Raw genomic sequence first — 26,832 nt, forward strand, 5'->3', positions numbered from 1 at the left:
TCTGTCAGGCGATGGGTGCGGTCAGGTCGTAGAGGGTGATGCCGTCCACCTCCTGGGACGTGTAGTGCTCCTTCACCCAGGCGGTGATCTGCGCACCGGCGCCATTGCTGTTGCGGCCCTCGCCACCTCGGTCGCCACCCTGACTGCCGGCGATGAAGTAGTGGATGTCGCCGTCGGCCACGTACTGCTGGAACTGCGCCAGCGTGGGGGAGGGGTCGCTGCCGTTGAAGCCGCCGACCGGCATCACCGGAAGCTGGGTGGCCAGCTGGAAACCCGCCGCGCTGTTGGAGCTGACGGTGGCCGCCACCCAGGTGTACTCGTTGCCCTCGGACAGCAGCAGTCCGGTGACGCGGTCGCTGGGCTTGCTCGCGCCCATGACGCCGCCCGCCGCGCCGCCCATCATGCCGCCCATCTGACCGCCTTCGGCGCTGGTGCCTGGCATGTTCGCGCCGCCGGCGCCTCCGGGGGTGGCAGCGCCGCCGGCGCCTCCCGGGGTGTCAGCGCCGCCGGGTGGGGTGCTGCCCTGGCCGCCGTTCCCGCCACGACCGTTGCCGCCGTTGAAGTTCCCGGGTCCGGAGTTGCCGCCCGCGCCTGGGCCGCGCCGGGAGTTCGCGTCACCGCCGTGCATGCCGCCGGGGAAGCCGAAGCCGCCGCGCACGCTCGGACCGGCTGAGGGCATCGGTCCCTCGTGCCCGGTGGACAGGCCGTCGACCGTGTAGGCCACCGGTCCGGCCAGCGCGAGCAGGACTGCCGCCGCGGCGGCCGCGAGACCGGCCCTGCGGGGCAGCGGAATCAGCATCGCCAGGGTGATGAGCACACCGCCGACCAGGATCACCCACCGCAGCCAGGGCACGAAGGAGGTGGTGCGGGACAACAGCATCCACGCCGTCGCCGTGGTGAGGGCCAGGGTGAGCGCCGAGGCGAGCCGGACCCACAGCCGGTCCCGGTGCTGCCACAGCTGCACGCTGCCCGCGCCGACCAGCGCGGCCACGGCCGGGGCCAGGGCCACCGTGTAGTACGGGTGGAAGATGCCCTTCATGAAGCTGAAGACCAGACCGGTGCCCACCAGCCAGCCGCCCCAGAGGATGAGCGCGGCCCGCTGACCGTCGGTGCGGGTTGCCTTGCCGCGCACCAGGAGTCCCGCGACGAGCAGAATCAGCGCCGCCGGGATCAGCCAGGCGATCTGCCCGCCCTGCGCGGGCTCGAACAGTCGGGTGATGCCGGTCGAACCCCACATGCCGTTTCCGCCGGCGGGCAGTTCCCCGCCCGGTCCGACGCTGCCGCTCTCGTTACCGCTGAGGCGGCCGAGGCCGTTGTAGCCGAGGGTCAACTCGACGATCGAATTGTTCTGGGAGCCACCGAAATACGGGCGGTCGTCGGTCGGCCAGAGTTCGGCCACCAGGACCCACCAGCCCGCGCCGACGAGCATGGCGGCACCCGCCGCGAAGAGCTGGGCGATTCGGGTGCCCAGCTTCGGCGGTCCGGCGATCAGGTAGGTCAGTGCGAGCGCGGGCACCACCAGGAGCACCTGAAGTTGTTTGGCCAGGAACCCCAAGCCGATGAACAGTCCGGTGAGCACCAGCCAGCGCCAGCGGCCGTCGGCCACCGCGCGGGTCATCGCCCAGGCCGCGGCGACCATCAGGAACACCAGCATGGCGTCGGGGTTGTTGAACCGGAACATCACCGCCGCGATCGGAGTCAGCGCCAGCACGAGTCCGGCGAGCAGCCCGGCCGAGGTCCCGAAATTGCGCTTCACGCTCGCCCACAGCATGGCCACCGAGCCGACGCCCAGCAGCACCTGCGGGAACAGCATGGCCCAGCTGGAGAGCCCGAAGACCCGGACCGACAATTCCATCGGCCACAGCGACAGCGGCGTCTTGTCCACCGTGATCGAGTTGGCGGCGTCGGAGGAGCCGAAGAAGAACGCCTTCCACGACACCGAACCCGCTTGCACCGCAGCGGCATAGAACGAATTGGCCCAGCCGCTGGAGGACAGGTTCCACAGATACGCGGCGGCGGTGCCGATCAGCAGTGCCGCCAGCGCCAGGAGTTCCCGGCGCCGCGCCGGCGGCGCCGCATCCTCGACCAGCGGGGCCGTCGCTCGCGGTTCGGCGATTGTCGTGGTCATCGAGCGCCTCCGGTCCGATAGCTGTCGAGTCCGACGGGGTTGTCGCCGCCGCGTACTCGTGCGAGGCCGCGCGTCAGCGGGTGATCCGGGGCCGCGGCAGTGAGCGGGGAGAGTGAAATCCGTACGGCGGGACCGTGCGCTGCCGAGGGGTTGTGCTCGGATAACGCACAGCCCGGTGTCCAGCTCTGGAGGTGTCCGTGGATCGGCTGCGCGGAGTGTGGAACGACGGTCGTGATCGCTCGGGGCGCGGGGGAAATCGCGGTCATCGGATCATTCCTTTCGACTCGTTCAGCTCGGTGGGCAGGTCGCGGGCGTGGGCCTGGCGGAAGACCCAGCGCAGGCCGACGAACCTGGCCAGGGTGGCCAGCAGGTTGGCGATCACCAGGACGATCAGTTCCAGGTGCACGGCGGATCCGGGAGCCCAATGATGCAGGGCGAAAAGGGATCCGCTGGTGAGGAACAGTCCGAAGCCGAAGATGAGCAGGCCCTGGAAGTGGTGCGAGACCGCCTGGGACGAGCCGCGCACCCCGAAGGTGAAGGCGCGGTTGGCGGCGGTGTTGCCGACCGCCGTGATCAGCAGGGCCAGGAAGTTGGCGGGCTGTGCGCCGAGCATCGGTTGCAGCACCAGGTAGAGCAGCAGGTACGCCAGGGTGGAGCCGACACCGACGATGCCGAATCGCACCAGCTGCCCGACCATCCCGAGCGGCACCCCCTCCACCAGGGGTTCGCGGCCGATGGCCTCGCGCAGTTCGTTGATGGGCAGTCGCCCGCTGGTGAGCGCCCGCCCGACCCGCCAGATGCCGCGCAGATCCTTGCGCGCGGTGTCCACGATGTCGACGCGGCTGTCCGGGTCGTCGATCCAGTCGACCGGCACCTCGTGGATGCGCAGCCCGATGCGCTCGGCCAGCACCAGCAGTTCGGTGTCGAAGAACCATTCACCGTCCTCGACCAGCGGCAGCACCAGTTTCGCGACCTGGCTGCGCATGGCCTTGAATCCGCACTGCGCGTCGGAGAACTTGGCCTGCAGCGAGGTGCGCAGGATCAGGTTGTAGCAGCGCGAGATGATCTCCCGCTTGGGGCCGCGCACCACCCGCGACGAGGAGGCCAGCCGGGTGCCGATGGCCAGGTCCGAATGTCCGGACACCAGCGGCGCGACCAGCGGCAGCAGCGCGTTCAGATCCGTGGAGAGATCGACGTCCATGTAGGCCACGACCTGCGCGTCGGACTGCTGCCACACCTCACGCAGGGCGCGCCCGCGCCCCTTGCGGTCCAGGTGCACCACCCGCACGCCGTTCAACTGCGCCGCGAGTTCCCGGGCCACGGTGAGCGTCGTGTCGGTGGAAGCGTTGTCCGCGATGGTGATTCGCGCGGTGAACGGGAAGTTCAACGCCAGGAACGCGTGCAGGCGACGCACGCACGGTCCCAGATCGACCTCTTCGTTGTAGACGGGAACGACCACATCCACAACGGGCGTGGTCACGGCCCCTGCTGGTTCCGCCGTGCGGACGGCGGTCACGGTGTCGGTCATGGTGACCAACTTCGACGATCAGACTGGGCCGGCCCTGCGGCGCAGCTGGGAGGTTCCTGTGAGCGCCGCAGGTCACGGGCCCGGCCGCACTCACATGAGCCCCGGCCGCGCTCACATGAACCCCGGCCGCACTCACATGAACGAGGATTCCCTGCTCAGGCCGAGCGACGCGTCGCCGCCGGTGATGATGGGCTGGCAATTGCCGTAGCCGACGGCTCCGGTGGAGTCGGCGACGCGCACGACCGTGTCCCGGATCTGGTGCAGACGGCGCGCGGCGTCGTGGGTGCTGCAATCGGCGATGCGTTCGCCGTCCACGTGCTCGCCGGGTCCGCGCCAGGAGCCGTGGTGCTGACCGTCGAGTCCGAAATAGAGGCCCGCGCCGAGATGAAACCCGGTGTCCGACACCGCCTCCAGGGTGAGCACCCGCTCCGCGCCGTCCTCGGTGGTGGCCAGGATCTTGCCGCCGCGCAGTCGCCGGTTCACCGGGTCGAAGGCGAGATCCGGGACCAGATCCTTCCACTTCTGCAGCCAGCCGTGATCGTGCTCGACTCCGCCCATCACGGTCTTACTGAAATAGCCGTCCATCTGGATGATCTGGTAGTGCAGGTGCAGGCCGTAGCGGGAACCGTCGGGGCGGGTCATCAGGATCGGGGCCCAGATCATCCGGAACGAGACCTCCTCGGGCAGGTCCATCGATTCCACATCGGGCATCGGCAGGCCGACGTCGTAGCGCACGCCCCAGGAGTGATCGCGGGTGGAGACCCAGTCCTGGAATTCGGTGCGGACGCCGTCGATGCTCACCCACCCCGACGCGGTGCCGATCTGGTGATAGCGCACCAGATCCGACATCACCCGGTAGCCGCGCCGCATATGGGTGCGGTCCTCCAGCTGCGCGGGCAGCGCGGCCTCGAAGAGCCAGTCGAAAGCGATGGGCTGGCAGTCGTTCTCGTCGAGCCGGAAGCGGATCCGCTGCATCGGCTCGACGATCTCGTAATGGATCGGGCCGACCGAGGTGACGTCGGGATGTGGTGCGAGCGTGCGACTTCCGCGCACGGTGAGCTGCTGCACGCCCTGCGAGATGCCCGCGTAGGCGTCGAGCACATTGCGATTCTTGTACTGGCCCAGGCCGAACCCGAGCTGCCGGGAACCGTCCGGCGCGCACGCCATGGCGCACACCTTCTCGGTCCAGGCCAGATCGCTGGTGGCGACCGTCGCGACGGTGTCGGCGATCTGATGGTTGAAGCCTTCGTCGGCGGGGCCGAGCGGTCCGATCGGGTTGTTCACGCACCCGGCTTAACAGTCGGCGTGCGGCGCGGTCGAGACTGCGTCCCGCCCAGCGGGTTCGGTCCCGGTGCCGGTCGCCACGGTGCGAGCGCCGAGGGTTCTCAGCGCAGGCCGAGGTGCAGTCGCCAGAGCGGGGAGACCGGGCCGTGGCCGGCGCCCAGATCGTAGGAGGCTTCCAGGCAGCGGAAGGTCCACTCCTTGGCGAAGGCGACCGCGTCCGGCACCGAATACCCGTGCGCGAGCGCGCAGCAGATGGCGGCGGCGAGGGTGTCGCCGCCGCCGTGATCGTTGCCGGTGGCGATGCGGGGGGCGGGCAGTTCCAGGAAGGTGTCGCCGTCGAAGAGCAGGTCGGTGCTCAGTTCGGAGGTGCGCAGGTGCCCGCCCTTGACGATGGCCCACTGCGCGCCGAGCCCGTGCAGCGCCTCGGCGGCCTTGCGGGCGGTGGCGTCGTCGGTGACCTGGATGCCGGTGATCAGCCGCACCTCGTCGAGGTTCGGGGTGACGACGGTGGCGAGCGGAATCAGGGTGTGCCGCACCGCGTCCAGGGCCTCGGCGTGCAGCAGCGGATCGCCGTGCATGGAGGCCGCGACCGGATCGACCACCAGTGGGATACCGCCGTCGCGTCCGATGCCCACCTCCCGGCACACGGTCGCGACGGCCTCGATGATGCCGGTCGAGGCCAGCATGCCGGTCTTGGCGGCCCCGATGCCGATGTCGCCCACCACGGTGCGCACCTGATCGGCCACGATCTGCGGCGGAATCTCGTGAAAACCGCTGACGCCCAGCGTGTTCTGCACGGTGACGGCGGCGACGGCCACGCAGGCGTGCACGCCGCACAGCGCCATGGTGCGGGAGTCGGCCTGGATGCCCGCGCCGCCGCCGGAGTCGGTGCCGGCGATGGTCAGGGCGCGCACCGGCGTCCGGCCGTTGGGGGTGAGCGGTAGCAGATCCACGTCCGTGACCCTACTGGTTCGGCGAACGCGGCGGAGCGGCCCCGAATCTCTATAGCTAATGAAAACCGTTATCATTAACTCGTGACTTCAGCCCAGATCCCCGCGCCGCTGCCCGTGACCGTGCTCTCCGGTTTCCTGGGCGCGGGCAAGACGACCCTGCTCAACCACATCCTCGCCAACCGCGACGGCCGCCGCGTCGCGGTCATCGTGAACGACATGAGCGAGGTGAACATCGACGCGGCGCTGATCGCGGGTCAGGGGCACCTGGACCGCACCGAGGAGAAACTCGTCGAACTCACCAACGGCTGCATCTGCTGCACGCTGCGTGAGGACCTCATCGAATCGGTCGGCAAGCTCGCGCGCGAGGGCCGATTCGATCAGCTCGTCATCGAATCCACCGGCATCTCCGAACCCATGCCGGTGGCCGCCACCTTCGAGTGGGAGTTCGAGGACGGTTTCACCCTCGGCGAGCTCGCCCGCCTGGACACCATGGTCACCGTCGTGGACGCCTCCACCTTCCTGGCCGAAGTGGTCAAGGGGCAGGCGCTCGCGGAACGAAATCTGCAGGCGGGTGCAGGGGATGCCCGCACCATCGCCGATCTGCTCATCGATCAGGTCGAGTTCGCGAACGTGCTGGTGCTCAACAAGACCGACCTGGTGAGCGCGAACGCCGCCGGCACGGTGGAGGCGACGATCCGGCGCCTGAATCCGGGCGCGCGTCTCGTGCGGGCCGAGCGCGGCGTGGTGGAGCTGTCCGAGGTGCTCGGCACCGGGCGCTACAACCCGGATATCGCGGCCCAATTCGAGGGCTGGGACGAAGAACTCGCGGGCGGGCACACGCCCGAGACCGAGGAGTACGGCATCAGCAGCCTGACCTTCACCGCCGACCGGCCGTTCCATCCCGAACGATTGAATTCCGCACTGGCACAACTGCAGCGGTTGTTGCGCAGCAAGGGTTTCTTCTGGCTCGCGACCCGCCCCGATCTGGCCGCCATCTGGTCCCAGGCCGGGCCCAACCTGACCTTCGAGGCGGGCGCGTACTGGACCGCGCTGGATATGACGCCGGGCCAGGAGATCGTGTTCATCGGCGTGAAGCTGGACCGCCCGCACGTCCGCGATCTGCTGAGCCACGCCCTGCTCACCGATGCGGAAATGGCTGCGGGACCGCAGGTCTGGGCCGCGTATCCGGATCCGTTCCCGTCCTGGGGCCCGACGCACGAACACGCCTGAACCCGACGAATCCCGGCCTGCGCGGAGCTGCCGAGGACGCCTCGGCCGCTCGGTGCGGACCGGGATTCGCCCGCGCTGAATCGAACTGTGTGACAGCTCAATTCGAGATGCCGGGGGTGCGGCGCAGGTAGGTGGTGTCGGTGAGCTGCTCCAGCAGGAACGCCGCGATGTCCGCGCGGGCGATCTTCAGCTTCAGCCCCTGGGCGTCGGGGGCGACATCACGCTGGTAGCGGCCGGTGGCCGGATCGTCGGTGAACGCGGCCGGGCGCACGATGGTCCAGTCCAGGTCGGCTGCCTGCGTGTAGGCCTCCTGCCGCACGTGATCGGCGTAGGCCTGGCGCAGCACCACGCCGAACAGCACGTACTTCCAGAGGAAGTCGAGGTTGCCCCGGCTGTCGCCCACGCCGAGCGAGGACATCACGATGAGCCGTTTGACCCCCGTGCGACCCATGGCCTCGATGACGGTGCGGGTGCCCTCGGCGCGGACCACGCCCTTGCGTCCCGCGCCGAGGGTGACGATCACCGCGTCCTGCCCGGCGACGGTGCGCTCGACCGCACCCGGATCCAATACGTCACCCTCGACGATCCGCAGTCGCTGGTCGGGGGCGACGGATACATTCGCGGCCGAGCGGGTGAGCGCGGTGACGTCGTGCCCCGCCGCGAGGGCCTGCTCGACGACCTGCCTGCCGACGGTTCCGGTGGCTCCGAAGATGGCGATTCGCATGATGTTCCTCCTGGTCGAGTACGCAATTGCGTTGTTCTGACGGTGAATCCAGTACATCAACCGGAGCGTTCGCGAACCATCGTCGTGCGTCTCGCGGACATGCGACAGACTCCACGTACGCGGCCCGCCCGGGTACGGGTGGGCCGCGGCGGGTCAGCGGTATCGCGCGAAGAACTCGCCGATCTCCCGGGCCATCAATTCGGGCGCGGAGTGATGCAGGTAGTGCGTGTACACGTCGTGGGTCTTCCAGGACACGATGTTGTGGTCCCGCTCGGCGAACCGGCGAATCCCGTGGAAATCGCCGTTGGAGCCGCTCAGGGCCGTCGGCACCGTCGTCGGCCCGGCCGGCTGGGCGGCCCGGCTCTTCTCGAAGTAGTGCCGGATGGCCGAGCCCGCGGTACCGGTGAACCAGTGGATGGCGATATTGGTGAGCACGAACTCGTCGTCCAGGTCGGGTCCGAGCAGCTGGGAATTCCAGCCGATCAACCCGGTCGGTGAATCCATCAGCGCGTGCGCGAGAGTCTGCGGCTGCTGCGACTGCAGCACGTTGAACCCCATCTTGTTCTTCACGAACCAGTCCAGGGTGGCGAGCGAGCTCTGCTCGTCCTCGGTCAGATCCACCATCTCGGCGGGATCGCCGGTCGGGAACGAATACACCTGTGTCACATGGACTCCCGTCACGTGCTCGGCGTCCGCGCGGCCGACCTCCGGGGAGATGGCGGAGCCGCCGTCGTTACCGGCCGCGCCGTATCGGGTGTACCCCAGGCGCTTCATGAGCTCGGCCCAGGCCGTGCCGATCCGGGCGTCGTCCCATCCGGATTCGGTGGTGACGCCGGAGAATCCGTATCCGGGAACCGAGGGGATGACCAGGTCGTATCCGGCGTCGGTGAGCGGCTCGATCACGTCCAGGAACTCCACGAAGGTGCCCGGCCAGCCGTGGGTCAGGATCAGCGGAAAGCTGTTCTCTCGCTGCGACTTCACGTGCAGGAAGTGAATGTCCTGGCCGTCGATCTCGGTGATGAAATGCGGGTACGCGTTCAGCTTCGCCTCCACCTCGCGCCAGTCGAACCCGTCGCGCCAGAAGTTCACCAGGTGTCGTACGCGGTCCACGCTCACGCCGTACTCCTCGCCCGATCCGGGAATCTGATCGGCCCAGCGGGTGCGGTCCAGGCGTGCCCGCAGGTCATCCAGGTCGGCCTGCGGGATCTCGATGCGGAAGGGGCGGATCGCGGTCATGCTCGTCTCCTAATTGGAACGGAATATTTTGTTCTGATGAAGACAGTAACGGAACAGATCCTTCCGTTCAAGTGTTAGGCTGAAGTCATGAGCGATACGGACGAGAAACCGGTTCAGCGGGGGCTACCCGGCCGCAAGGCGCAGGCCGCCCGCAATGACGAGATCATCCTGAGTGCGGCGCGCGAGGTGTTCCTGGCCGAACCCAAGGCGCCGATCTCCGCGGTCGCGGAGCGGGCGGGGGTGGGGATCAGCGCGCTGTATCGGCGATATCCGGGCAAGGAGGACCTGCTGCGGACCCTCTGCTACGACGGGCTGCGCCGCTATAACGCCGAAGCCGAAGCCGCACTGCGGAATTCGGGAGGGTGGGAGGTGCTGGTCGACTTCTTGCAGCGGGTCGTCGACGCCGATGTGCACTCCCTGACCGTGCACCTGGCCGGCACGTTCACCCCCGACGATTCCTTCCTGCCGGAGGTGCTGCGGGCGGGGGAGCTCGCCGAGCGGATCATCGCCGGGGCTCGCGAGTCCGGCCGCCTGCGCGCCGGCGTCGATGCCGCCGACCTGGGCCTGATCCTGGAATCCTGCGCCGCTATCACGCTGCCCGATCCGGCGCGCACCGCGCAGTTGCGCCGCCGTGTGCTGGCGCTGCTCGTCGACGGGCTCGCCGCCGAAGGAGATCTTCCGGGCCCGCCGCCCACCCCCGGAGAATTCGCGCACCGATGGCAGCCCGCGACCCGGTGACTGTCGTTTCCCGCGGCCGCCGGCCGGACGGGCGATGCCGTAGCAGCCGTGGGGCGGTAGGGCGATGCAGCAGCGGCCGTGCGGCGGGAGGGGCGATGATTTGCGGTGCGAGCTCACGTCTGTACTGGTGAGATAGGCCCCGACCGGAAGGAACGCCCGTGAACTGGACTCTCGAAGTAGTCGTCGTCCCGGTGTCCGATATCGATCGCGCCAAGGATTTCTACGGCGACAAGCTCGGCTTCCATGTCGATTTCGACATCCGACCCGGCGACGGGATGCGCGGGGTGCAGCTGACCCCGCCCGGCTCCGGCTGCTCCATCGTCATCGGCCAGGGCATGGTCCCGGATATGCCGCCCGGCTCGCTGAAGGGTCTGCAATTGGTCGTCCCGGATCTGGAGCGCGCCCGCGCCGAACTCGTCGGACGCGGCGTCGAGGTCGGCGAGATCCAGGTCCTGGGCGAAAATCCCTCGCCCACACCGCATCCCCTGGACAATGTCGGATTCTTCTTCTTCCAGGATCCGGACGGGAACAGCTGGGGAGTGCAGCAGATCTCGTCGCGTCCCTGACCGCTCGCTTCCGCCCGTGACACACCTCGCCCGGGCCCGTGTCTGCCTGCCGATCTACCCCGAACTGTCCGACCTCGAGATCGAGCGGATCATGGGCGCGGTCGGCGCTCTCGGCGAGTGGTGCGGGTGCGCCCGGAACCTCGAGCCTCGAGGGCTGATCGTGACCGGTGATAGGTTCGCCATCGCGGTGTTTCGAGCCTGAGGAGTCGGTAGCGGTGGAATTGCGCCAGCTGCGGTACTTCGTCGCGGTGGCGGAGGAACTGCATTTCGGGCGGGCGGCCGAGCGCCTGCACATCGCGCAGCCCGCGGTTTCGCAGCAGGTGGCCCGGTTGGAGCGGGAGCTGAAAGTGCGGCTGCTGGAGCGGTCTTCGCGCAAGGTGGCGCTGACTGCGGCCGGGGTGCGGTTCCTGCCTGCCGCGCGGGCGGTGCTGGCGGCCGCGGATCAGGCTCGCGCGTCGGTCGCGGACCTGGCCGGTGGGCGGGCCGAGGTGTTCCGCCTGGGCACGGTGACCGGGTTGGGCGCGCGGTTGGACGCGGTGCTGGACGGGTTCGCCGAGCGGGTGCCGAACGTCCGGCTGGAGTTGGTCGCATTGCCCGTGCAGGAACGGGTGCGGCAGGTGGCGGACGGCGGGCTGGACGCGGCGTTCGTCCGGTCGCCCGAACCGGGGCGCAGTCCCGAGCTGGATTTCCTGCCCGTCTGGTCGGATCCGCTGGTGGTGGCATTGCCCGCACGGCATCCGCTCGCCGAGCGGGAATCGGTGCGGCTCGCGGATCTGGCGGACGTTCCGCTGCGGATGACCGAGCGGCGCAACCATCCGGCGCTGGTGGATCTGGTGCTGACCGCTTGTGCGCGTGCGGGTTTCGAGCCGATCCCCGCACCGGCTCCGGCCTCGGCCACCCTGCAGGACAATCTCGCGGTCGTCGGGTCCGGTGCACCCATGTGGACGGTTGTGTACAACTCCAACGCCGACCTGGTGCGCACTCCGCGCATCGCCTTCCGGCCGTTCGCCGATCCCGGGATGGCGCTGCCGATCGCGCTGGCCGTGCGCGCGGACGCCGCGACCGATCACCTGACCTTGCTGGTCGCCCTGCTCGCCGAGGCCGACGCGTCCGGCCCCCGGTCGCGATAGGCGCTGCGGTCGGACCCCGCCGGGCGGACCCCGCCGCCACGATAAGCATTGCTTATCGCTGCGTGCGCACAGTGGCCATTGGTCCGCGCGCGCGAATGCGGTGAACTGTTCCCAGGCCGCCGGAAGACACGGATACCGAATCCGAAAGTCGCACGGAGCCAATCGAATTCACTATCGATCCGAGGAGAACAGTCATGCCCATCGTCACCGTGCAGCAGGGTCCGCGCACCATCGAACTGAAGCGAGATCTGGTGCGGCGCATCACCGATGCCTTCGTCGACGCCCTGCAGATTCCGGCCGAGGCCGTCCAGGTGTGGATTCAGGAGGTGCCCACCGACAGCTGGGCCATCGGCGGCACACTCACCGCCGACAAATAGTCGCGTCAGTCACCCGGCGGACCGCGTCGGGTGGCGGACGGGCTGCCATTCTCGGACGGCCGCCGGACTGTCGAAGTCGGACGCAGTCGGACCGCCGGACACAGTCGGACCGCCGGACGCGGTCGGACCGTGGGATGCAGTCGGATGCGACCGGTCCGCCGGATGCGACCGGTCCGCCGGATGCGACCGGTCCGCCGGATTCGGACGCCGCGGGTCGGTGACCCGTCAGGTAGGCAGGTGGTTCCTGCCGGGGGCGCTACCGATACCCCACGATCGGTAGCGCCCCCGAATCACCCACTCGGGCAGCGGGAATCGAGTTACGACACCACGGGCAGATAGACCTGGTTGCCGGCGGTGGCGAATTCGGCGGACTTCTCGGCCATGCCCGCCTCGATGGCGGCCACGTCGGTCAGACCCTGTTTCTCGGCGTACTCGCGCACGTCGGCGGAGATGCGCATGGAGCAGAACTTCGGACCGCACATGGAGCAGAAGTGCGCGGTCTTGGCGGGCTCCGCCGGCATGGTCTCGTCGTGGTACTCCCGTGCGGTGTCCGGATCCAGCGACAGCGCGAACTGATCGTGCCAGCGGAATTCGAAGCGCGCCTTGGAGAGTTCGTCGTCACGGTCCTGGGCGTGCGGATGCGCCTTGGACAGATCGGCGGCATGGGCGGCGATCTTGTAGGTGATCACGCCGACCTTGACGTCGTCCCGATTGGGCAGACCCAGATGCTCCTTCGGCGTCACGTAGCAGAGCATGGCCGTGCCCGCCTGCGCGATGATCGCCGCGCCGATGGCCGAGGTGATGTGGTCGTAGGCCGGAGCGATATCGGTGGCGAGCGGGCCCAGGGTATAGAAGGGGGCCTCCTCGCACAGCTCCTCCTCCAGGCGCACGTTCTCCACGATCTTGTGCATGGGCACGTGGCCCGGGCCCTCGATCATCACCTGCACGCCATAGGATTTCGCGATCTTCGTGAGCTCGCCCAGCGTGCGCAGCTCGGCGAACTGCGCCTCGTCGTTGGCATCGGCCACCGAACCCGGACGCAATCCGTCACCCAGGGAGAAGGTGATGTCGTACTTCGCGAGGATCTCGCACAGTTCGCGGAAGTTGGTGTACAGGAACGATTCCTGATGATGCGCCAGGCACCACGCCGCCATGATCGACCCACCGCGCGAGACGATGCCGGTGACCCGCTTGGCGGTCAGCGGCACGTAGCGCAGCAGCACGCCCGCGTGCACCGTCATGTAGTCGACGCCCTGCTCGGCCTGCTCGATCACGGTGTCGCGGTAGAGCTCCCAGGTCAGCTTGGTGGGATCGCCGTTCACCTTCTCCAGCGCCTGGTAGATCGGCACGGTGCCGACCGGGACGGGAGAGTTGCGCAGAATCCACTCGCGGGTCTCGTGGATGTTCTTGCCGGTGGACAGATCCATGATGTTGTCGGCGCCCCAGCGGGTGGCCCACACCATCTTCTCCACCTCCTCCGCGATGGAGGAGCTCACGGCCGAGTTGCCGATATTGGCGTTGATCTTCACCAGGAACTTCTTGCCGATGATCATCGGCTCGGATTCGGGGTGATTGTGATTGGCCGGGATGACCGCTCGCCCGGCGGCGACCTCCTCGCGCACCAACTCCGCGCTCATGCGCTCACGCGCCGCGATGAAGTGCATCTCCGGGGTGATGATTCCGGCTCGGGCCCAGGCCAGCTGGGTGCGCGGACCCGGGATGTCCGGCTTGGTCCATTCGTCGCGGATCTTGGGTAGTCCGCCCTCGAGGTCGATCACCGCGTCGGAATCGGTGTACGGACCCGAGGTGTCGTAGACGTCGAAATGCTCACCGTTGGTGAGGTTGATGCGCCGCACCGGAATCCGCAGCGTCACGCCGTCGGCTTCGACCTGCTCGTAGTGCTTGACGCTGCCCTGGATGGGGCCGGTGGTCACGGTGTCGACGGGTGCGGCGCCGGGCTGGGCGCCTCCGGTGGACGCGACACGACTCGATGACATAGAACATCCTCCCTACGCCGGCATTACCCGGTCAGGTTCATACGGTCGACAGCCCTGCTCCGCCCGAATGGGCTAGCCGTCCTCTCAGCCCGCTGGTGCGAGCCCCCGTTGGCAGTGAAGTGCCGTCGCCGACCCTACCCGGTCACCGGAATCGGCGAGGCGGACGCGGAAGATATATCTCCGTGCACGGCACTGTCGTATCTATGCGCACAGCACGGTCGCGCCCGACCGGTCGGTACCGGTCGGGCGCGAGTCAGAGCAGGTGAGGGGTGTGGCCGGGCTACCGCTCCTGCGGTCCGATCGGCCAGCCCAGCGCGCCGAAGGTGGCGTTCAGGCCGATCTCGGTCTGCGTCGCGAGGGCATCGAGATTCGCGAGCATGGTGACCACGTTCTCGGTGCGGCAGCCGACCTGATCGGGCGCACCCGGCGTCAGCCGCGCCTTGATCCAGTTGAACGCGTCCGCCATGCCCAGGGTGGTCAGGGTCAGGTGCTCGCTGAGGTGATCGCGCTTGTAGTAGACCGAGGTCCCGCCGTCACACCACTGCCGCACCATGCGGTCGTTGGTGTACCACGGCACGGCCTCGTCGTACACGCCCTGATAGACCATCATCGGCGCGGTCGGCGGATTGCCGCCCAGCACAGTCGAATCGAACACCTCCCTCACCTCCGGCAGCGCGAGGAAGTCCGCGATCGGAATGGTGAGCATGCGCTGATAGTCGGTGAACATCAGGTTCAGCACATTGCGCACCAGGCACTGGCCGGCCGTGCGGTCCATGATGGCCCGGCCCTCCGGCGTCATGTAGCGCTCGGTGGCGTCCGCGAACTTCGGATACGCGTTGCGCAGCGACGCGATGCCGACGCCGATCAGGCTCGCGAACATCGAACCGTTCACGTGCAGCAGCGATTCCACGTCCGATACCGGTGCGCCCAGGGCCATGCCCTTGACGTTCAGTTCCGGCGCGTAGGTCGGCTGCATCTCCGCCGCCCAGCCGCTGCCCATGCCGCCGCCGGAGTAACCCCACAGCGCCACAGGCGTATTCGCACCATCCAGGCCGAGCGGCTCGAAGCTCTCCGCGGCCCGGATGCTGTCCAGCACCATGTAGCCGGGTTCCTTCGCCACCGCGAGATGGCCGTGAAGCCCTTCGTAGTCGGGAACATTGATCGCATAGCCCTGGCTGATCGAGGCCGCCAGTTCCAGATACTCGGCCGTGGAGTGGATCCCCTCGAGCGCGGGCAGGCCGCCGCCCTGCTGCAGAACGTACGACGGCGCGCAGTTCGGCGAGGTGCTGTCGTAGAAGAACTGGTGCGAGACCAGCGGACGGCCGTGCGAGGTGTTCGCGCCCTGCGGCACCGCCACCGTGGTGGCCGCGACCGTCGGCTGTCCGAACAGATCCGTTGTGCGATAGAGCAATTGCCACGAGCGCACCCGCACCGGAAGTACGGTGAGCACGGCCAGCTGCACCTCGCGGGTGCGCAGAATCGCGCCCGGCGCGGCGGATTCGAAGTCCTCCGGCGCGCTGTAGAACGGATCCACGTTCACCGGTTGCGGTGCGGCGGCGGCCGGAGCGGCGGTTGCTCCCCCGAGCAGCACCGCCGTCGCCGCCGTCAGTGCCGTCGCGAGTGCGGCAGCGGTGAACCGCCGCCACTCCCGTCGTCGGCGATCCCCTTTGATAGCCACGTCTGTTCCCTTCGTCATCGACGTGACGCTGATTACAACACGATGCCCGGTTAGCAACAAGATGTCTTTCTGAAATGTGTCCGGCTATCGTCTAGGAATGACCCGCAGCAAACCAGCGGCGGCGCCGGATCGGGCCTCGGCACGGCGTCGGATCCGGGGCCTGGACGCCGAAGAGCGCAGTGCGCAGCGCCGTCGCCAGCTTCTCGCCGCGGCCACGGAACTCTTTGCCCGGCAGAGCTATTCGGGCACCTCGATCGAGCAGATCTGCCAGCAGGCGTTCGTCGGGACCAAGGGCTTCTACGATCACTTCGAGAGCAAGGAAGCCTGCTACACCGCGCTGCTGGAACAGATCACCGAGCAGATCCAGCAACGCGTCGCCGAGGTCGCGGTCGCGAACGCCGAGCTCGACTGGCCGCAGCGCCTGCGCGCCATCGTCGGCGCGTTCGTGCACGCCATCGCGGACGATCCACGCCTGGCCAAGGTCACCTTCGGTGAGGCGGGCGGCATCTCACCCGCGGTGGAGGCCAAGCGTCGCGGCAACCGCCGCTGGTCTGCCGAATTCCTCGAACACCAATGGCGGCAACAGGATTCGACCCCGGATTCGCGCAGTCCGGCGCTGGCGCTGGCCACCATCGGCGGCATGTTCGAACTGGTCGCGGACTGGCTGCACCATCACGACGACGGTGGAGCGCCCGACACCGTCGACACCCTCACGCAGGACCTCACGCACTTCGTGACGGTCGTGGACGCGGGCCGGCTCGCGCTCGGCTGAACCGCGCGCCGCGGCGGATCACCGCCGGCGCGCGGTGCGGTCTATGTGCTCAGCACGGCTTCCGGCGTGGGTTCGGCCTCGGCCGGTTCGGTCGGGGCTTCCTCGAGGCCGATCCGTTTGTGCAGGGCGGCAAGGGGTTTGGGCGCCCACCAGTTTCCGGTGCTCATGAGCCGCATCAGCGCGGGGGCGAGCAGGCCGCGAATGATCGTCGCGTCCGACACCACCGCCAGGGCCAGGCCGATACCGAAGAGCTTCATCGGAGCCACCTCCGAGGTCGCGACCGCGAGCAGCACCACGGCCATCAATCCCGCTGCGGCGGTGAAGATCTTGCCGGTGCGGGCCACGCCCAGCGCGACCGAGCGGGTGTTCGCCTCGGCGGAGCGATCCGAGGCCAGCCATTCCTCGCGAATGCGCGAGAGCAGGAACACCTCGTAGTCCATGGACATGCCGAAGGCCAGGCAGAACATCAGGATCGGCATGAACAGGTCGATGCTGCCGACCGAGGTGAAGCCGAGCAGACCCGAGAGGTGACCCTGCTCGAAGATCCAGATCATCGCGCCGAAAGTGGCCGTCAGGGACAGCATATTGAGGATCAGCGCCTTGATCGGGAGGATCACGCTGCCGGTGAACAGGAACAGCAGCACCAGGGTGATGATCGCGATCAGCGCACCGGCCAGGGGCAGCCGGGTGATCACCGAATCCATGGTGTCCTCGTTCAGCGCGGCCGCGCCGCCGAAGAGAGCCTCGCCGGGTGCGGGCACCGCACGTAGTTCCGACAATTGCTGTTTGCCCTCGGCGGCGTACGGGGCCAGCTTGGTGCCGACCGTCAGATACGCGCCATCGGGCCCGGCCATCTGCGCGACGCCCGGCGCCATCTTGGCCCCGTTCACGAAGACGCCGTCACTGGACATGACCGCCGGAACGCCGGGGACCTTGGACAATGCCGTGGCGTACGCGCCGATCTCGTTGGGAGCGCCGTGGAACCCGGGCAGCACGATCACCGCGCTGGAGGCCATATCGGCGCCGAAGTCACCGCGCAGCGCGTCACCGACCTGCCGGGCCGACGCGAAGGTGCCGATCACCCGATCGTCAGGGGTGCCGAAATGCGCTGACAGGAAAGGGGTTCCGAGCAACAGCAGAATGGCGGTGGTGGCCAGCGCGACCGGCCCGGGGCGCTTCATCACGCCGGTGACCAGCCGATACCAGCCGCTCTGCTCGGCGGGCTTCGGGACCGCCTCGCCGCGGCCGAGCAGGCGGCGCAGCGGCTTGCGCAGATCCCAGGCGTTCACCCGGTCGCCGAGCAGGATCAGGGCGGCGGGCAGCAGGATCACCGACGCGCCCACGGCCGCGATCACCACGGCCACACCGGCATACGCGAAGGACTTGAAGAACGGCTGCGGGAACACCGCCAGCGCCGCGAGGGCCAGCGCCACCGTGAGGCCGGAGAACACCACCGTGCGCCCGGCGGTCTGCATGGATCGCATGATCGCGGCGCGAGGGTCGCGGCCCGCCTGGAGCTCCTCGCGATAGCGGCTCACGATGAAGAGGCTGTAGTCGATGGCCAGCGCCAAGCCCAGGGCGCTGGTCATATTGAGCGCGAAGATGGACACGTCCATGACGAGGGTGAGCAGGCGCAGGATGCCGAGCGTCGCGGCGATCGCGAACAGGCCGACGCCCAGCGGCAGGGCCGCGGCGATCACGCTGCCGAACACCAGCACCAGCAGCAGCCCGGACACCGGCACCGCGATGGCCTCGGCCAGCAGCAGATCCTTCTCCACCTGGTGGTTGATGTTCGCGAACGTGCCCGCCATGCCGCCGACCCGGACCTGCACGCCGTCGCGATCGCCGTTGAGCTCATCGCTGAGCACGTTGGCGCGGTTCTGCACGTCGGTGTCGGTGCCGGTCACCGTGGCCATGATCAGACCGCGCCTACTGTCCTTGCTGCGCAGCGCCGAGGCCAGGTCCTGGCGGTCTGCGGCCGTGCCCCAATAGGACTGCACGCCGGTGATATCCGGATCGTGACTCAGCTGATCGGTGATGCGCTGTGCCTCGGCCCGGGCCTCGGGGGAGTTCACCCCGCCCTCGGCGGTGAGCATGACGATGAAGTTCGGATTGCCGCCGGGGAAGTTGTCGGTGATGAAGTCGTTGGCCTGCACCGACTCCAGTTCATCGGTGAGGTAGCCGCCGCCGACCATATGCGATTTCGCGGTGGCGCCGAAGCCGCCGAACAGGATCATCAGCAACAGCGCGGCCACCAGAACGGCGCGCGGACGCGCCATGGCGAACCGAGCAAGACTGGTCAACATCGACGCACACCCTCCGAAGTTCCTGAACTTCGGAACGGTAACGTTCCTTATCGGCGGCGAGCCAGCACAGTGACCATGGTCATGGCCATGCGGGAAAGCTATCGAATTCGGCCCCGGACCTCGCCGAGCGTCAATCGCCCGCCGCCGACCGCCGGGGCGGACGCGCTGATCACCACCTCGTCCCCGTCCGCCAGGAAGGTGCGGGACTCGCCGTTCACCTCGACGGGTTCGGTACCGCCCCAAGATAATTCGAGGAACGAACCGCGCTCGCCGCGCTCCGCGCCCGAGATCGTGCCGGAGGCGAACAGATCACCGGTGCGGGTGGACGCCCCGTTCACGGTCAGGTGCGCCAGCAGCTGCGCCGGGGACCAGTACATGCGCGAGAACGGGGGAGTGGACACCAGCTGCCCGTTCCATTCCACGCGCAGGGCGATGTCCAGACTCCAGGGTGCGCTGTCGGACAGGTACGGCAGCGGTTCGGGATACTGCGGGGGCAGTGCGATCCGCGCCTCGGCCAGCGCCTCCAGCGGCGTCACCCAGGCCGAGAGCGAGGTAGCGAAGGACTTGCCGAGGAACGGGCCGAGCGGCTGCGCCTCCCACGCCTGGATATCGCGGGCCGACCAGTCGTTGACCAGCGCCACGCCGAACACGTGCTCGCCGAAATCGCCGGTCGGGATCGGCCGGCCCAGAGGTGATCCCACGCCCACCACGAAACCCAGCTCGGCCTCGATGTCCAGGCGGCGGCTCGGGCCGAAATCCGGTGCGCCGGAATCGGTCCGGCGCTGCCCGTGTGGACGGCCGAGTTCGGTTCCCGATACCACCACTGTGCCCGCCCGGCCGTGATACCCCACGGGCAGGTGCCGCCAATTCGGCAGCAGCGGTTCACCATCGGGCCGGAAGATGCGGCCCATGGCGGTGGCGTGATCGAGGCTGGCGTAGAAGTCCACGTAATCGGCGACCTCCACCGGCAGGTCCGATCGGACCGCCCGCACCGAATGCACGGCCGCGGCCGGTAGTTCCGATTCTGCGGCGGCGCGCACCCGCTCGCGCACCTCCCGCCAGCACTGCGGGCCCTGGGTCATGAACGCGTTCAGGCTCGGCTGCGCGAACATCGGATCATCCAGTGCCACAGCCAGATCGATGACACTGTCCCCGACCCGCGCACCCACCCGGGGAACTCCGCCGCTGGGCCGGAACACGCCGTACGGCAGATGCGTCAGCCCGAATCCGGAATCCTCGGGGACCTCAATCCGCACCCGACTGCTCATTCACGCGCCCCTTCGTCCACATGGGTGATACCCGGCGATCGGACCGAGGTCCGCGAATTCCCGCCGGTCGAATTCCGCTCCGCGCCGGTAGGCGCCGCGTCCGGCGTTCGACGCCGTAACCGGGTCGCGGGCAGCCGACACCACACCACCGTGGTGCTGCCCGCTCAGATCCATGCCGTCGGGCCGCGTCCGGACCAGGTCCACGCGTAGCCGGGGTCCTCGCAGGCCAGCGCCGCCTCTCCGAGTTGCAGCGGGCGGAAGGTGTCCACCATGACCGCGAGTTCGTCGAAGTATTCCAGGCCGATGCTGCGCTCGTACGCCCCCGGCTGCGGACCGTGCGCGTACCCGCCCGGATGCACCGACACCGAACCCTGCCCGATCCCGGATCCCTTGCGCGCCTCGTAGTTTCCACCGCAGTAGAACATGATCTCGTCGGAGTCCACGTTCGAGTGGTAGTACGGAACGGGGATCGAGAGCGGGTGATAGTCCACCTTGCGCGGCACGAAATTGCAGATCACGAAGTTCGAGCCCGCGAACGCCTGATGCGCGGGCGGCGGCTGGTGCACCCGCCCGGTGATGGGTTCGAAATCGGCGATGTCGAAGGTGAACGGATACAGGCAGCCGTCCCATCCCACCGCGTCGAACGGATGCGTCGCGTAGACCATTCGGGTGCCGACGATTTCACCGGCGGGGCGATGTTTGACCAGTACCTCGACATCCTCGCCGGTGGCGAGCAGCGGTTCGGCCGGGCCGTGCAGATCGCGCTCGCAGTACGGCGCGTGCTCGAGGAACTGCCCGTACTTCGACAGGTATCGCTTGGGCGGCGTGATGTGCCCGGAGCCCTCGATAATGTACGCGCGCAATGGATCCGGGCCGTCCGGCAGCCAGCGATGGGTGGTGGCGCGCGGCAGCAGCACCTGATGACCCTGGCGCACGGTGAGCGCGCCGAACACCGTCTCCACCCGGGCGCTGCCGGATTCGATGTAGACCAGTTCGTCTCCGACGGCGTTGCGGTACAGGGGCGATTCACTCAGCGCCGCCACATACGAGATCCGCACATCGGCATTGCCGAGCACCAGGCGTCGCCCGGTCACCACGTCGGTGTCGCCGGGGGTGTCGCCGGGGAACAGCTCGTGCAGTTTCAGATGCCGGTGCCGCAGTGGATGATTCGGGTGGGTGCGCTGATTCGGCAGCGCCCAGACCGTCGAATCCACTATGGCGGGCGGCAATCCGCGGTGATAGAGCAGGGAGGAATCGCCGGAGAAGCCCTCTTCGCCCATCAGTTCCTCGTAGTGGAGGCGACCCTGGGCGTCCCGATGCTGTGTGTGCCGCTTGGGTGGCACCGATCCGACTTGCCGATAGAACGTCATCGCCGGTCTCCCGCTGACTGATGGTTCCGTATTTCCCATCGTAGCCATCGGGATTGCGCAGCAGGCTCGGTTTCAGGTGTTCCGATTGCGCAGCAAAGCCGGTCTCCGGCCGTGCGGCCGCGTCGCTCAGGCGTGCCGCAGCGCGCGATAGACCGCCGCGCCGACGAATTCGCCCAGCGTGTCCGGGGTCCAGTCCCCGGTGCCGGTCAACAGGGTGCGCACCGCGCCCTCTCCGGCCGAGACCCACAGTTCGACCAGGGCGGGCAGTTTGTGCTCGGAATCCTCGGTGTCCCACGCGCGCAGCGTCGGGCGCAGGCGCCGGGTGCAGCGCGCCACCGCGAGATCGCGGCCGCGTCCGAACGAATCGGCCACCGCCGGATCGGGATTCCCGTACAGCAGTCGCCAGGTGTCGGGGCGGGCGGTGACGGCGTGCAGCAGGGCGCGGAAGCCCTCGACGAACACCGCCTCGTCGGCCTCCACGCGGCGTCGCGGCAGCGCCTCCAACACCCCGTTGAGCAGGTAATCCTCTTCGCGGCGGATGAGTGCCTCGATGAGTTCCACGCGATCGGCGAAGCAGGCGTACACGACCGGGCGGGTGACCTTCATGCGGTCGGCGACGGCGGCGATGGTGATGGCCGCGATGCCGTCCTGCACCGCGATCTCGAGCGCGGTGTCGAGCACCTGCGGGCGGCGGCGTTCGGGCCCCAGATGCCGCGCCCGCTGACGTGGTCGTACAGCCGAATCTGTGCCCATGGGCACCGACGATAGCAGCGCCTCGGGACCGGGGAACGGCAGGTCGGGGCGGGTGCTCACCTGGACGCCCGGTATGTGGCCTTCGCGTACCGAGCGGATTGCCGGTTCATTTCCTGCAACCATGAAGGAAAATGCTACAGTCGCGAATGAAATGCCCGGAGGCACGTCCACAGCCCCGCCCGAGGAAGACGAGATGACCGAGACCCTCTTCAATCCGAAGACCTGTGAGTTCACCGAATTCGACGCGGAGACCCGGCGCTTGCTGCGCGCCACCGTCGACTGGTTCGAAGGCCGCGGCAAGGCCCGGCTGCTGGCCGATGCCCGCGACCGCGTCTGGTACTCCGATTTCCTCGACTTCGTCAAGGGCGAAAGGGTTTTCGCGACCTTCCTGACCCCCGCCGCCGAGGCCGGCGGTGACCCGAACAAGCGCTGGGACACCGCGCGCATCGCCATGATGAGCAAGATCCTCGGCTTCTACGGCATGCAGTACTGGTACGTCTGGCAGGTCACCATCCTGGGCCTCGGGCCGATCTGGCAGAGCGCGAACGCCGAGGCCAAGGCCCGGGCCGCCGCCGCTCTGGACTCCGGTGAGATCTTCGCCTTCGGTCTGTCCGAACAGGACCACGGCGCGGACGTGTACTCCACCGATATGGTGCTCGAGCCCGAGGCGCGCGGCGGCTTCACCGCCACCGGCGGCAAGTACTACATCGGCAACGGCAATCAGGCCGCCATGGTCTCGGTCTTCGGCCGCCGCGCCGACAAGCCGATCATCGACTCGGCGGACTTTCAGCGGAAGATGACCGACGAGGAGTACTCGGGCTATCTGTTCTTCGCCGCGGACTCCCGGCACAAGAACTACAAGCTGCGCAAGAACGTCGTCGACTCCCAGATGTACGTCGCCGCTTTCGAACTCGATCGGTACCCGGTCGCCGAGGCCGACATCCTGCACACCGGCCGGGCCGCCTTCGACGCCGCCATGAACACGGTCAACGTCGGCAAGTTCAATCTCGGTTTCGGTGCGGTCGGCGCGTGCGAGCACGCCATGTTCGAGGCCGTCACCCATGCCGAGAACCGAATCCTGTTCGGGCACAAGGTCACCGAGTTCCCTCAGGTGAAGTCGCTGCTCGCGGACAACTACGCGCGCCTGATCGGCATGAAGCTCTACAGCGAGCGGGCCATCGACTACATGCGCTCGGCCACTCCCGAGGATCGCCGCTACCTGCTGGTCAGCGCCATCGAGAAGATGTCGGTCACCCGCAACGGGCAGAAGGTCTACGAGGACCTCGCCGACGTGATCGCCGCGCGCGGCTTCGAGAACGACATGTACTTCCCGATGGCCATGGTCGGCATGTTCGGCCTGCCGCGGCTCGAGGGCACCGTGCACGTGAACATGGCGCTGTCGCTGAAGTTCATGCCCAACTACATGTTCCATCCCTCCGATGCCGCGCTGGCGGCGCTGCGCTATCTCCCGGGCGCGACGCCGGGCGGTGCGGTGCGCGCGGTCTCGGACGCGCTGAGCTGGTCCAGCCGCCGCGTCGCACCGCGCGCCGGCGGTCTGGTGCCCAAGCTGAAGAGCGAATTGGCAAGCGCCACTTACGAACCCGTGCGCACTCGGCGCGACGCCGCCGATGACGAGTTCCTCTGGCGGCAGGGGCCGAGCAGTGGACTCGGCCGGATTCGCTTCGCCGATTGGCGTCCGGTGTTCGAGAAATTCGCGCACGTGCCGAACGTGGCCGTGTTCCTCGAGCAGGCGCTGGGCCTCAAGACCCTGCTGGCCGCGGCCACCCCGACCCGCGAGCAGCAGCAGGACGTGGACTTCCTGTTCGCGCTCGGCGAGCTGTTCACGCTGGTGCCCTACGCCCAGCTCATCCTCGAGCAGGCCGAGATCGCCGGCGCCGATGCCGACGTGCTCGATCAGCTCTTCGACATCTTCGTGCGCGATTTCTCCAAGCATGCGGTCGCCCTGAACGCGAAGCCCTCCGCCACGAAGACGCAGCAGGGGCTCGCCCTGGATCTGGTGCGCCGCCCCGTCGCGGATCAGGGTCGTCTCGATCGGGTGTCGGCGCAGGTCCGGGCTCTTTCCGGGGCCTACGCCATGAATCCCTGATCGTGATCGCGCGGGCTCCGTTCGTGGAGCCCGCGCAATGCTACATTCGTGAATGAAAAGGTCTTTCCGGCCTGATCCATCAATTCTGCAAAGGAGCAGAACGATGACCACAGCGACGACGCGACCGCAGTTCGCCGCACCGGCTCGCACCATTCGTGAGGTCGACTACGGCTTCTTCGGGCCGGGTTCGCCGACCTGGAAGGTCTGGACCGCTCCGACGGCGCTGGTCGGATTCCAGCGCGCGGTCACCCTCGAACACTTCGATCCCGCGCTCACCGCCGCCGTCGCGGATGTCGGCGGCATCTACAGCGATCCGCGCGGCAGGCTCGACCACACCTTCGCGTACTTCCTGATCGCCGCGGTGGCCGACAGCCGCATGGCCATCGAGGCCTCCGAGCACCTCATGCGGGTGCACGCCAAGGCGACCGGCATCGAGCCGATCAGCGGCAAGCGCTACAGCGCCAACAATCCCGACTCGCAGCTGTGGATCCACGTCACCGGCTGGCACTCGGTGCTCAAGTGCTACGAGATGTACGGACCCGGAAAGCTCAGTGCCGCAGAGGAGAAGCAGTACTGGGCCGAATGCATCATCGCGGCGGAACTGCAGACCTGCAAGCCGTCCGACGTGCCGACCTCCCGCGAGGAGGTGCGCGAGTACTTCGCCATGATGCGGCCCAAGCTCAGCTCCTCCGAGCGCGCCCACCGCGGCATGCACTACCTGCTGTTCACCCCGCGCGATCGCGGATTCTCGCTGTGGGCGGGCAGTCGCCTGGTCGCTCCCGCCGCCATCGCCACCCTGCCGATGTGGATGCGCGAGACCGGCGGATTCGATCAGCCCAAGGCGCTGGACGTCTCCTACCGGCCCGCGATGCGCGCCGCCTCGGCGGCGCTGGGCAACGATCGGATGCTGCACCAGGTCGCCAAGCGTTTCATCGGCCCGATGACCGGCCGCCTGCTGCGCGAGCACCTCGATGCCGCGATTCCGGCGAATCCCGTCACCGTCAGCCCGGCGCAGGCTCGGGAGCTGTACGGCCGTACCGCCCCTCGCGCCGCCGACGCGGGCTGAGGACCGCCGAGGCGGGTTCGGGGCTGCTGACGCGGGCTCCGGGAGGCTCCGGTTACTCCGGAGTAGATGTGAAATCCGGCGCGGGGAGGTCCGGCTCCGATACCCTGAAATACCTGTTCAGCGGCTTGCCGCGGGTGGTTTCCGGACGGTCTCGGGGCATGCTCGTGACCGGGTGCACAAGTGCCTACGGTGGCGTAGCCGGACGAGCGTACGGCAAACTTCAGTCGATCATCAAGAGCTGGATCATCGAAGCAATCGGCGAGGAGGCCCGTCCGTGTCCCACTACAAGGCGAACGTACGAGACATCGAGTTCAACTTGTTCGAGGTACTTGGAATCGGGGCGTTGCTCGATCAGGGCGCCTACGGCGATCTGGACAGCGAGACCGTCCGCGACATGCTCGGTGAGGTGGTACGCCTCGCCGAGGGTCCGGTGGCCGCGTCCTTCGTGGAGGGTGATCGCACCCCCGTCGAATACGATCCCGCGAACTACACCGTCAAGGTGCCGGACCTGCTGCGCAAGACCGTCGCGGCGGTCAACGAGGCGGGCTACTCCGGCCTGGGCATGCCCGAGGAGATGGGCGGGGTCTCCGCGCCCAACGCTCTGGTCTGGGGCATCCAGGAAATGATCGTGGCGGCCAACAACTCCGCCAGCTTCTTCAATATGGGCCCGCTCATGCACAAGGTGCTCTTCGAGGAGGGCACCGATCAGCAGAAGAAGTGGGCCGTGCACGCCTGGGACAACCGCTGGGGCGGCACCATGGTGCTCACCGAGCCCGACGCCGGCTCCGATGTCGGCATGGGTCGCACCAAGGCCGTGCAGCAGCCCAACGGCGACTGGCACCTGGACGGCGTGAAGCGCTTCATCTCCGGCGGCGACGTCGGCGACACCGCCGACAACATCTTCCACCTGGTTCTGGCTCGCCCCGAGGGCGCCGGACCGGGCACCAAGGGCCTGTCCCTGTTCATGGTGCCGCGCTTCCTGTTCGACCCCGAGACCATGGCCATCGGCGAGCGCAACGGCGCCCTGGTGACCGGCGTCGAGCACAAGATGGGCATCAAGTCCTCGCCCACCTGTGAGATCACCTTCGGCGGCGAGACCCCGGCCATCGGCTACCTGGTCGGCGATGTGCACAACGGCATCGCGCAGATGTTCAAGGTCATCGAGAACGCGCGAATGCTGGTGGGCACCAAGGCGACCGGCACGCTGTCCACCGGTTACCTGAACGCGCTGGAGTACGCCAAGCAGCGCGTGCAGGGCGCGGACCTGACCCAGATGGCCGACAAGGCCGCCCCGCGCGTCACCATCACCCACCACCCGGACGTGCGACGCAGCCTCGCGCTGCAGAAGGCGTACTCGGAAGGCCTTCGCGCGCTGTACATGTACTGCTCCGCGTACCAGAACGCCGATGTCGCCGAGGCCAACTTCGGCGCGGACGCCGATCTGGCCGCGCGCGTCAACGATCTGCTGCTCCCGCTGGTCAAGGGCTGCGGCTCCGATCGCGGTTACGAGACGCTGACCGAATCGCTGCAGACCCTGGGCGGCTCCGGATACCTGCAGGACTACCCGATCGAGCAGTACATCCGCGATTCGAAGATCGACTCGCTGTACGAGGGCACCACC

At 68.1% G+C, this 26,832-nt stretch carries 22 protein-coding genes; 10 read left to right on the forward strand and 12 right to left on the reverse strand.

Going from position 1 to position 26,832, the window contains the following annotated elements; all coding sequences use genetic code 11:
• Positions 1-4 precede the first annotated feature (4 nt).
• From NJ1_RS32735 to thiD, 4 genes are all read right to left on the reverse strand, one after another.
• Positions 5-2,128 carry an ArnT family glycosyltransferase gene (locus NJ1_RS32735; protein WP_067702431.1) on the reverse strand — a complete coding sequence of 708 codons (2,124 nt, stop codon included), beginning with the start codon at positions 2,126-2,128 and terminating at the stop codon, positions 5-7.
• Between the two features lie 262 nt (positions 2,129-2,390).
• A complete protein-coding gene (locus tag NJ1_RS32740) occupies positions 2,391-3,656 on the reverse strand; it encodes a bifunctional glycosyltransferase family 2/GtrA family protein (protein WP_067702434.1) in 1,266 nt (421 codons plus the stop codon).
• 132 nt (positions 3,657-3,788) lie between these two features.
• Positions 3,789-4,940, reverse strand: coding sequence for an Rv3169 family protein (locus NJ1_RS32745; RefSeq protein WP_067702436.1), 1,152 nt, complete (start codon positions 4,938-4,940; stop codon positions 3,789-3,791).
• 101 nt (positions 4,941-5,041) lie between these two features.
• The gene (gene thiD, locus NJ1_RS32750) at positions 5,042-5,893 is read right to left on the reverse strand and encodes a bifunctional hydroxymethylpyrimidine kinase/phosphomethylpyrimidine kinase (protein WP_067702440.1); all 852 of its coding nucleotides are present in this window, start codon (positions 5,891-5,893) and stop codon (positions 5,042-5,044) included.
• 81 nt (positions 5,894-5,974) lie between these two features.
• On the opposite strand from thiD, the gene NJ1_RS32755 reads away from it, so the two are divergent.
• Positions 5,975-7,123 (forward strand): GTP-binding protein, encoded by a 1,149-nt coding sequence (locus NJ1_RS32755; RefSeq protein WP_084479096.1) that lies wholly within the window; start codon positions 5,975-5,977, stop codon positions 7,121-7,123.
• A gap of 97 nt (positions 7,124-7,220) precedes the next feature.
• Here the strand turns inward: NJ1_RS32755 and NJ1_RS32760 are convergent, their stop codons facing one another.
• Entirely contained in the window at positions 7,221-7,847 is a 627-nt protein-coding gene (locus NJ1_RS32760; protein WP_067702443.1) for an NAD(P)-dependent oxidoreductase, read from the reverse strand.
• A 153-nt stretch (positions 7,848-8,000) separates the two neighbouring features.
• Positions 8,001-9,083, reverse strand: a complete 1,083-nt coding sequence (locus tag NJ1_RS32765) for an epoxide hydrolase family protein (protein ID WP_067702446.1) — start codon at positions 9,081-9,083, stop codon at positions 8,001-8,003.
• A gap of 87 nt (positions 9,084-9,170) precedes the next feature.
• Here NJ1_RS32765 and NJ1_RS32770 point away from each other — a divergent pair, with 87 nt between their 5' ends.
• The 5 genes from NJ1_RS32770 to dmpI all read left to right on the forward strand — a co-directional run bounded on the left by NJ1_RS32770 (position 9,171) and on the right by dmpI (position 11,894).
• Complete coding sequence (locus NJ1_RS32770) at positions 9,171-9,821, forward strand: TetR/AcrR family transcriptional regulator (RefSeq protein WP_067702449.1); 651 nt, start codon at positions 9,171-9,173, stop codon at positions 9,819-9,821.
• A 158-nt stretch (positions 9,822-9,979) separates the two neighbouring features.
• Positions 9,980-10,387: a VOC family protein gene (locus tag NJ1_RS32775; RefSeq protein ID WP_067702452.1), complete on the forward strand. Its 408-nt coding sequence runs from the start codon at positions 9,980-9,982 to the stop codon at positions 10,385-10,387.
• Positions 10,388-10,403: 16 nt separating this feature from the next.
• Entirely contained in the window at positions 10,404-10,589 is a 186-nt protein-coding gene (locus tag NJ1_RS32780; protein WP_067702455.1) for a hypothetical protein, read from the forward strand.
• Between the two features lie 13 nt (positions 10,590-10,602).
• The gene (locus NJ1_RS32785; RefSeq protein ID WP_067702457.1) at positions 10,603-11,517 is read left to right on the forward strand and encodes a LysR family transcriptional regulator; all 915 of its coding nucleotides are present in this window, start codon (positions 10,603-10,605) and stop codon (positions 11,515-11,517) included.
• A gap of 161 nt (positions 11,518-11,678) precedes the next feature.
• Positions 11,679-11,894, forward strand: a complete 216-nt coding sequence (dmpI, locus tag NJ1_RS32790) for a 4-oxalocrotonate tautomerase DmpI (protein WP_281202293.1) — start codon at positions 11,679-11,681, stop codon at positions 11,892-11,894.
• A gap of 317 nt (positions 11,895-12,211) precedes the next feature.
• Here the strand turns inward: dmpI and thiC are convergent, their stop codons facing one another.
• Together thiC and NJ1_RS32800 are read right to left on the reverse strand one after the other, a co-directional pair.
• Positions 12,212-13,891, reverse strand: coding sequence for a phosphomethylpyrimidine synthase ThiC (thiC, locus tag NJ1_RS32795; RefSeq protein ID WP_067702464.1), 1,680 nt, complete (start codon positions 13,889-13,891; stop codon positions 12,212-12,214).
• A 280-nt stretch (positions 13,892-14,171) separates the two neighbouring features.
• Positions 14,172-15,587, reverse strand: coding sequence for a lipase family protein (locus tag NJ1_RS32800; protein ID WP_084479097.1), 1,416 nt, complete (start codon positions 15,585-15,587; stop codon positions 14,172-14,174).
• Between the two features lie 79 nt (positions 15,588-15,666).
• Between NJ1_RS32800 and NJ1_RS32805 the strand changes: the two genes are divergently transcribed.
• Positions 15,667-16,341 (forward strand): TetR/AcrR family transcriptional regulator, encoded by a 675-nt coding sequence (locus NJ1_RS32805; protein WP_067702470.1) that lies wholly within the window; start codon positions 15,667-15,669, stop codon positions 16,339-16,341.
• Between the two features lie 41 nt (positions 16,342-16,382).
• Here NJ1_RS32805 and NJ1_RS32810 read toward each other — a convergent pair whose 3' ends face one another.
• The 4 genes from NJ1_RS32810 to NJ1_RS32825 all read right to left on the reverse strand — a co-directional run bounded on the left by NJ1_RS32810 (position 16,383) and on the right by NJ1_RS32825 (position 22,038).
• Positions 16,383-18,647: an MMPL family transporter gene (locus tag NJ1_RS32810; RefSeq protein WP_067702473.1), complete on the reverse strand. Its 2,265-nt coding sequence runs from the start codon at positions 18,645-18,647 to the stop codon at positions 16,383-16,385.
• A gap of 98 nt (positions 18,648-18,745) precedes the next feature.
• Positions 18,746-19,915 carry a fumarylacetoacetase gene (gene fahA / locus NJ1_RS32815; protein ID WP_067702476.1) on the reverse strand — a complete coding sequence of 390 codons (1,170 nt, stop codon included), beginning with the start codon at positions 19,913-19,915 and terminating at the stop codon, positions 18,746-18,748.
• A gap of 164 nt (positions 19,916-20,079) precedes the next feature.
• On the reverse strand, positions 20,080-21,285 hold the full coding sequence (locus NJ1_RS32820; protein WP_067702479.1) for a homogentisate 1,2-dioxygenase: 1,206 nt from the start codon (positions 21,283-21,285) through the stop codon (positions 20,080-20,082).
• Positions 21,286-21,411: 126 nt separating this feature from the next.
• Entirely contained in the window at positions 21,412-22,038 is a 627-nt protein-coding gene (locus tag NJ1_RS32825) for a TetR/AcrR family transcriptional regulator (RefSeq protein WP_067702493.1), read from the reverse strand.
• 193 nt (positions 22,039-22,231) lie between these two features.
• On the opposite strand from NJ1_RS32825, the gene NJ1_RS32830 reads away from it, so the two are divergent.
• The 3 genes from NJ1_RS32830 to NJ1_RS32840 all read left to right on the forward strand — a co-directional run.
• Positions 22,232-24,145: an acyl-CoA dehydrogenase family protein gene (locus NJ1_RS32830; RefSeq protein ID WP_067702482.1), complete on the forward strand. Its 1,914-nt coding sequence runs from the start codon at positions 22,232-22,234 to the stop codon at positions 24,143-24,145.
• A gap of 103 nt (positions 24,146-24,248) precedes the next feature.
• Positions 24,249-25,211 carry an oxygenase MpaB family protein gene (locus NJ1_RS32835; RefSeq protein ID WP_067702485.1) on the forward strand — a complete coding sequence of 321 codons (963 nt, stop codon included), beginning with the start codon at positions 24,249-24,251 and terminating at the stop codon, positions 25,209-25,211.
• 274 nt (positions 25,212-25,485) lie between these two features.
• A partial coding sequence (locus NJ1_RS32840; RefSeq protein ID WP_067702487.1) for an acyl-CoA dehydrogenase family protein occupies positions 25,486-26,832 on the forward strand: 1,347 nt, incomplete at its 3' end.

The organism is Nocardia jejuensis NBRC 103114, assembly GCF_001613145.1.
Taxonomy (GTDB): domain Bacteria; phylum Actinomycetota; class Actinomycetes; order Mycobacteriales; family Mycobacteriaceae; genus Nocardia; species Nocardia jejuensis.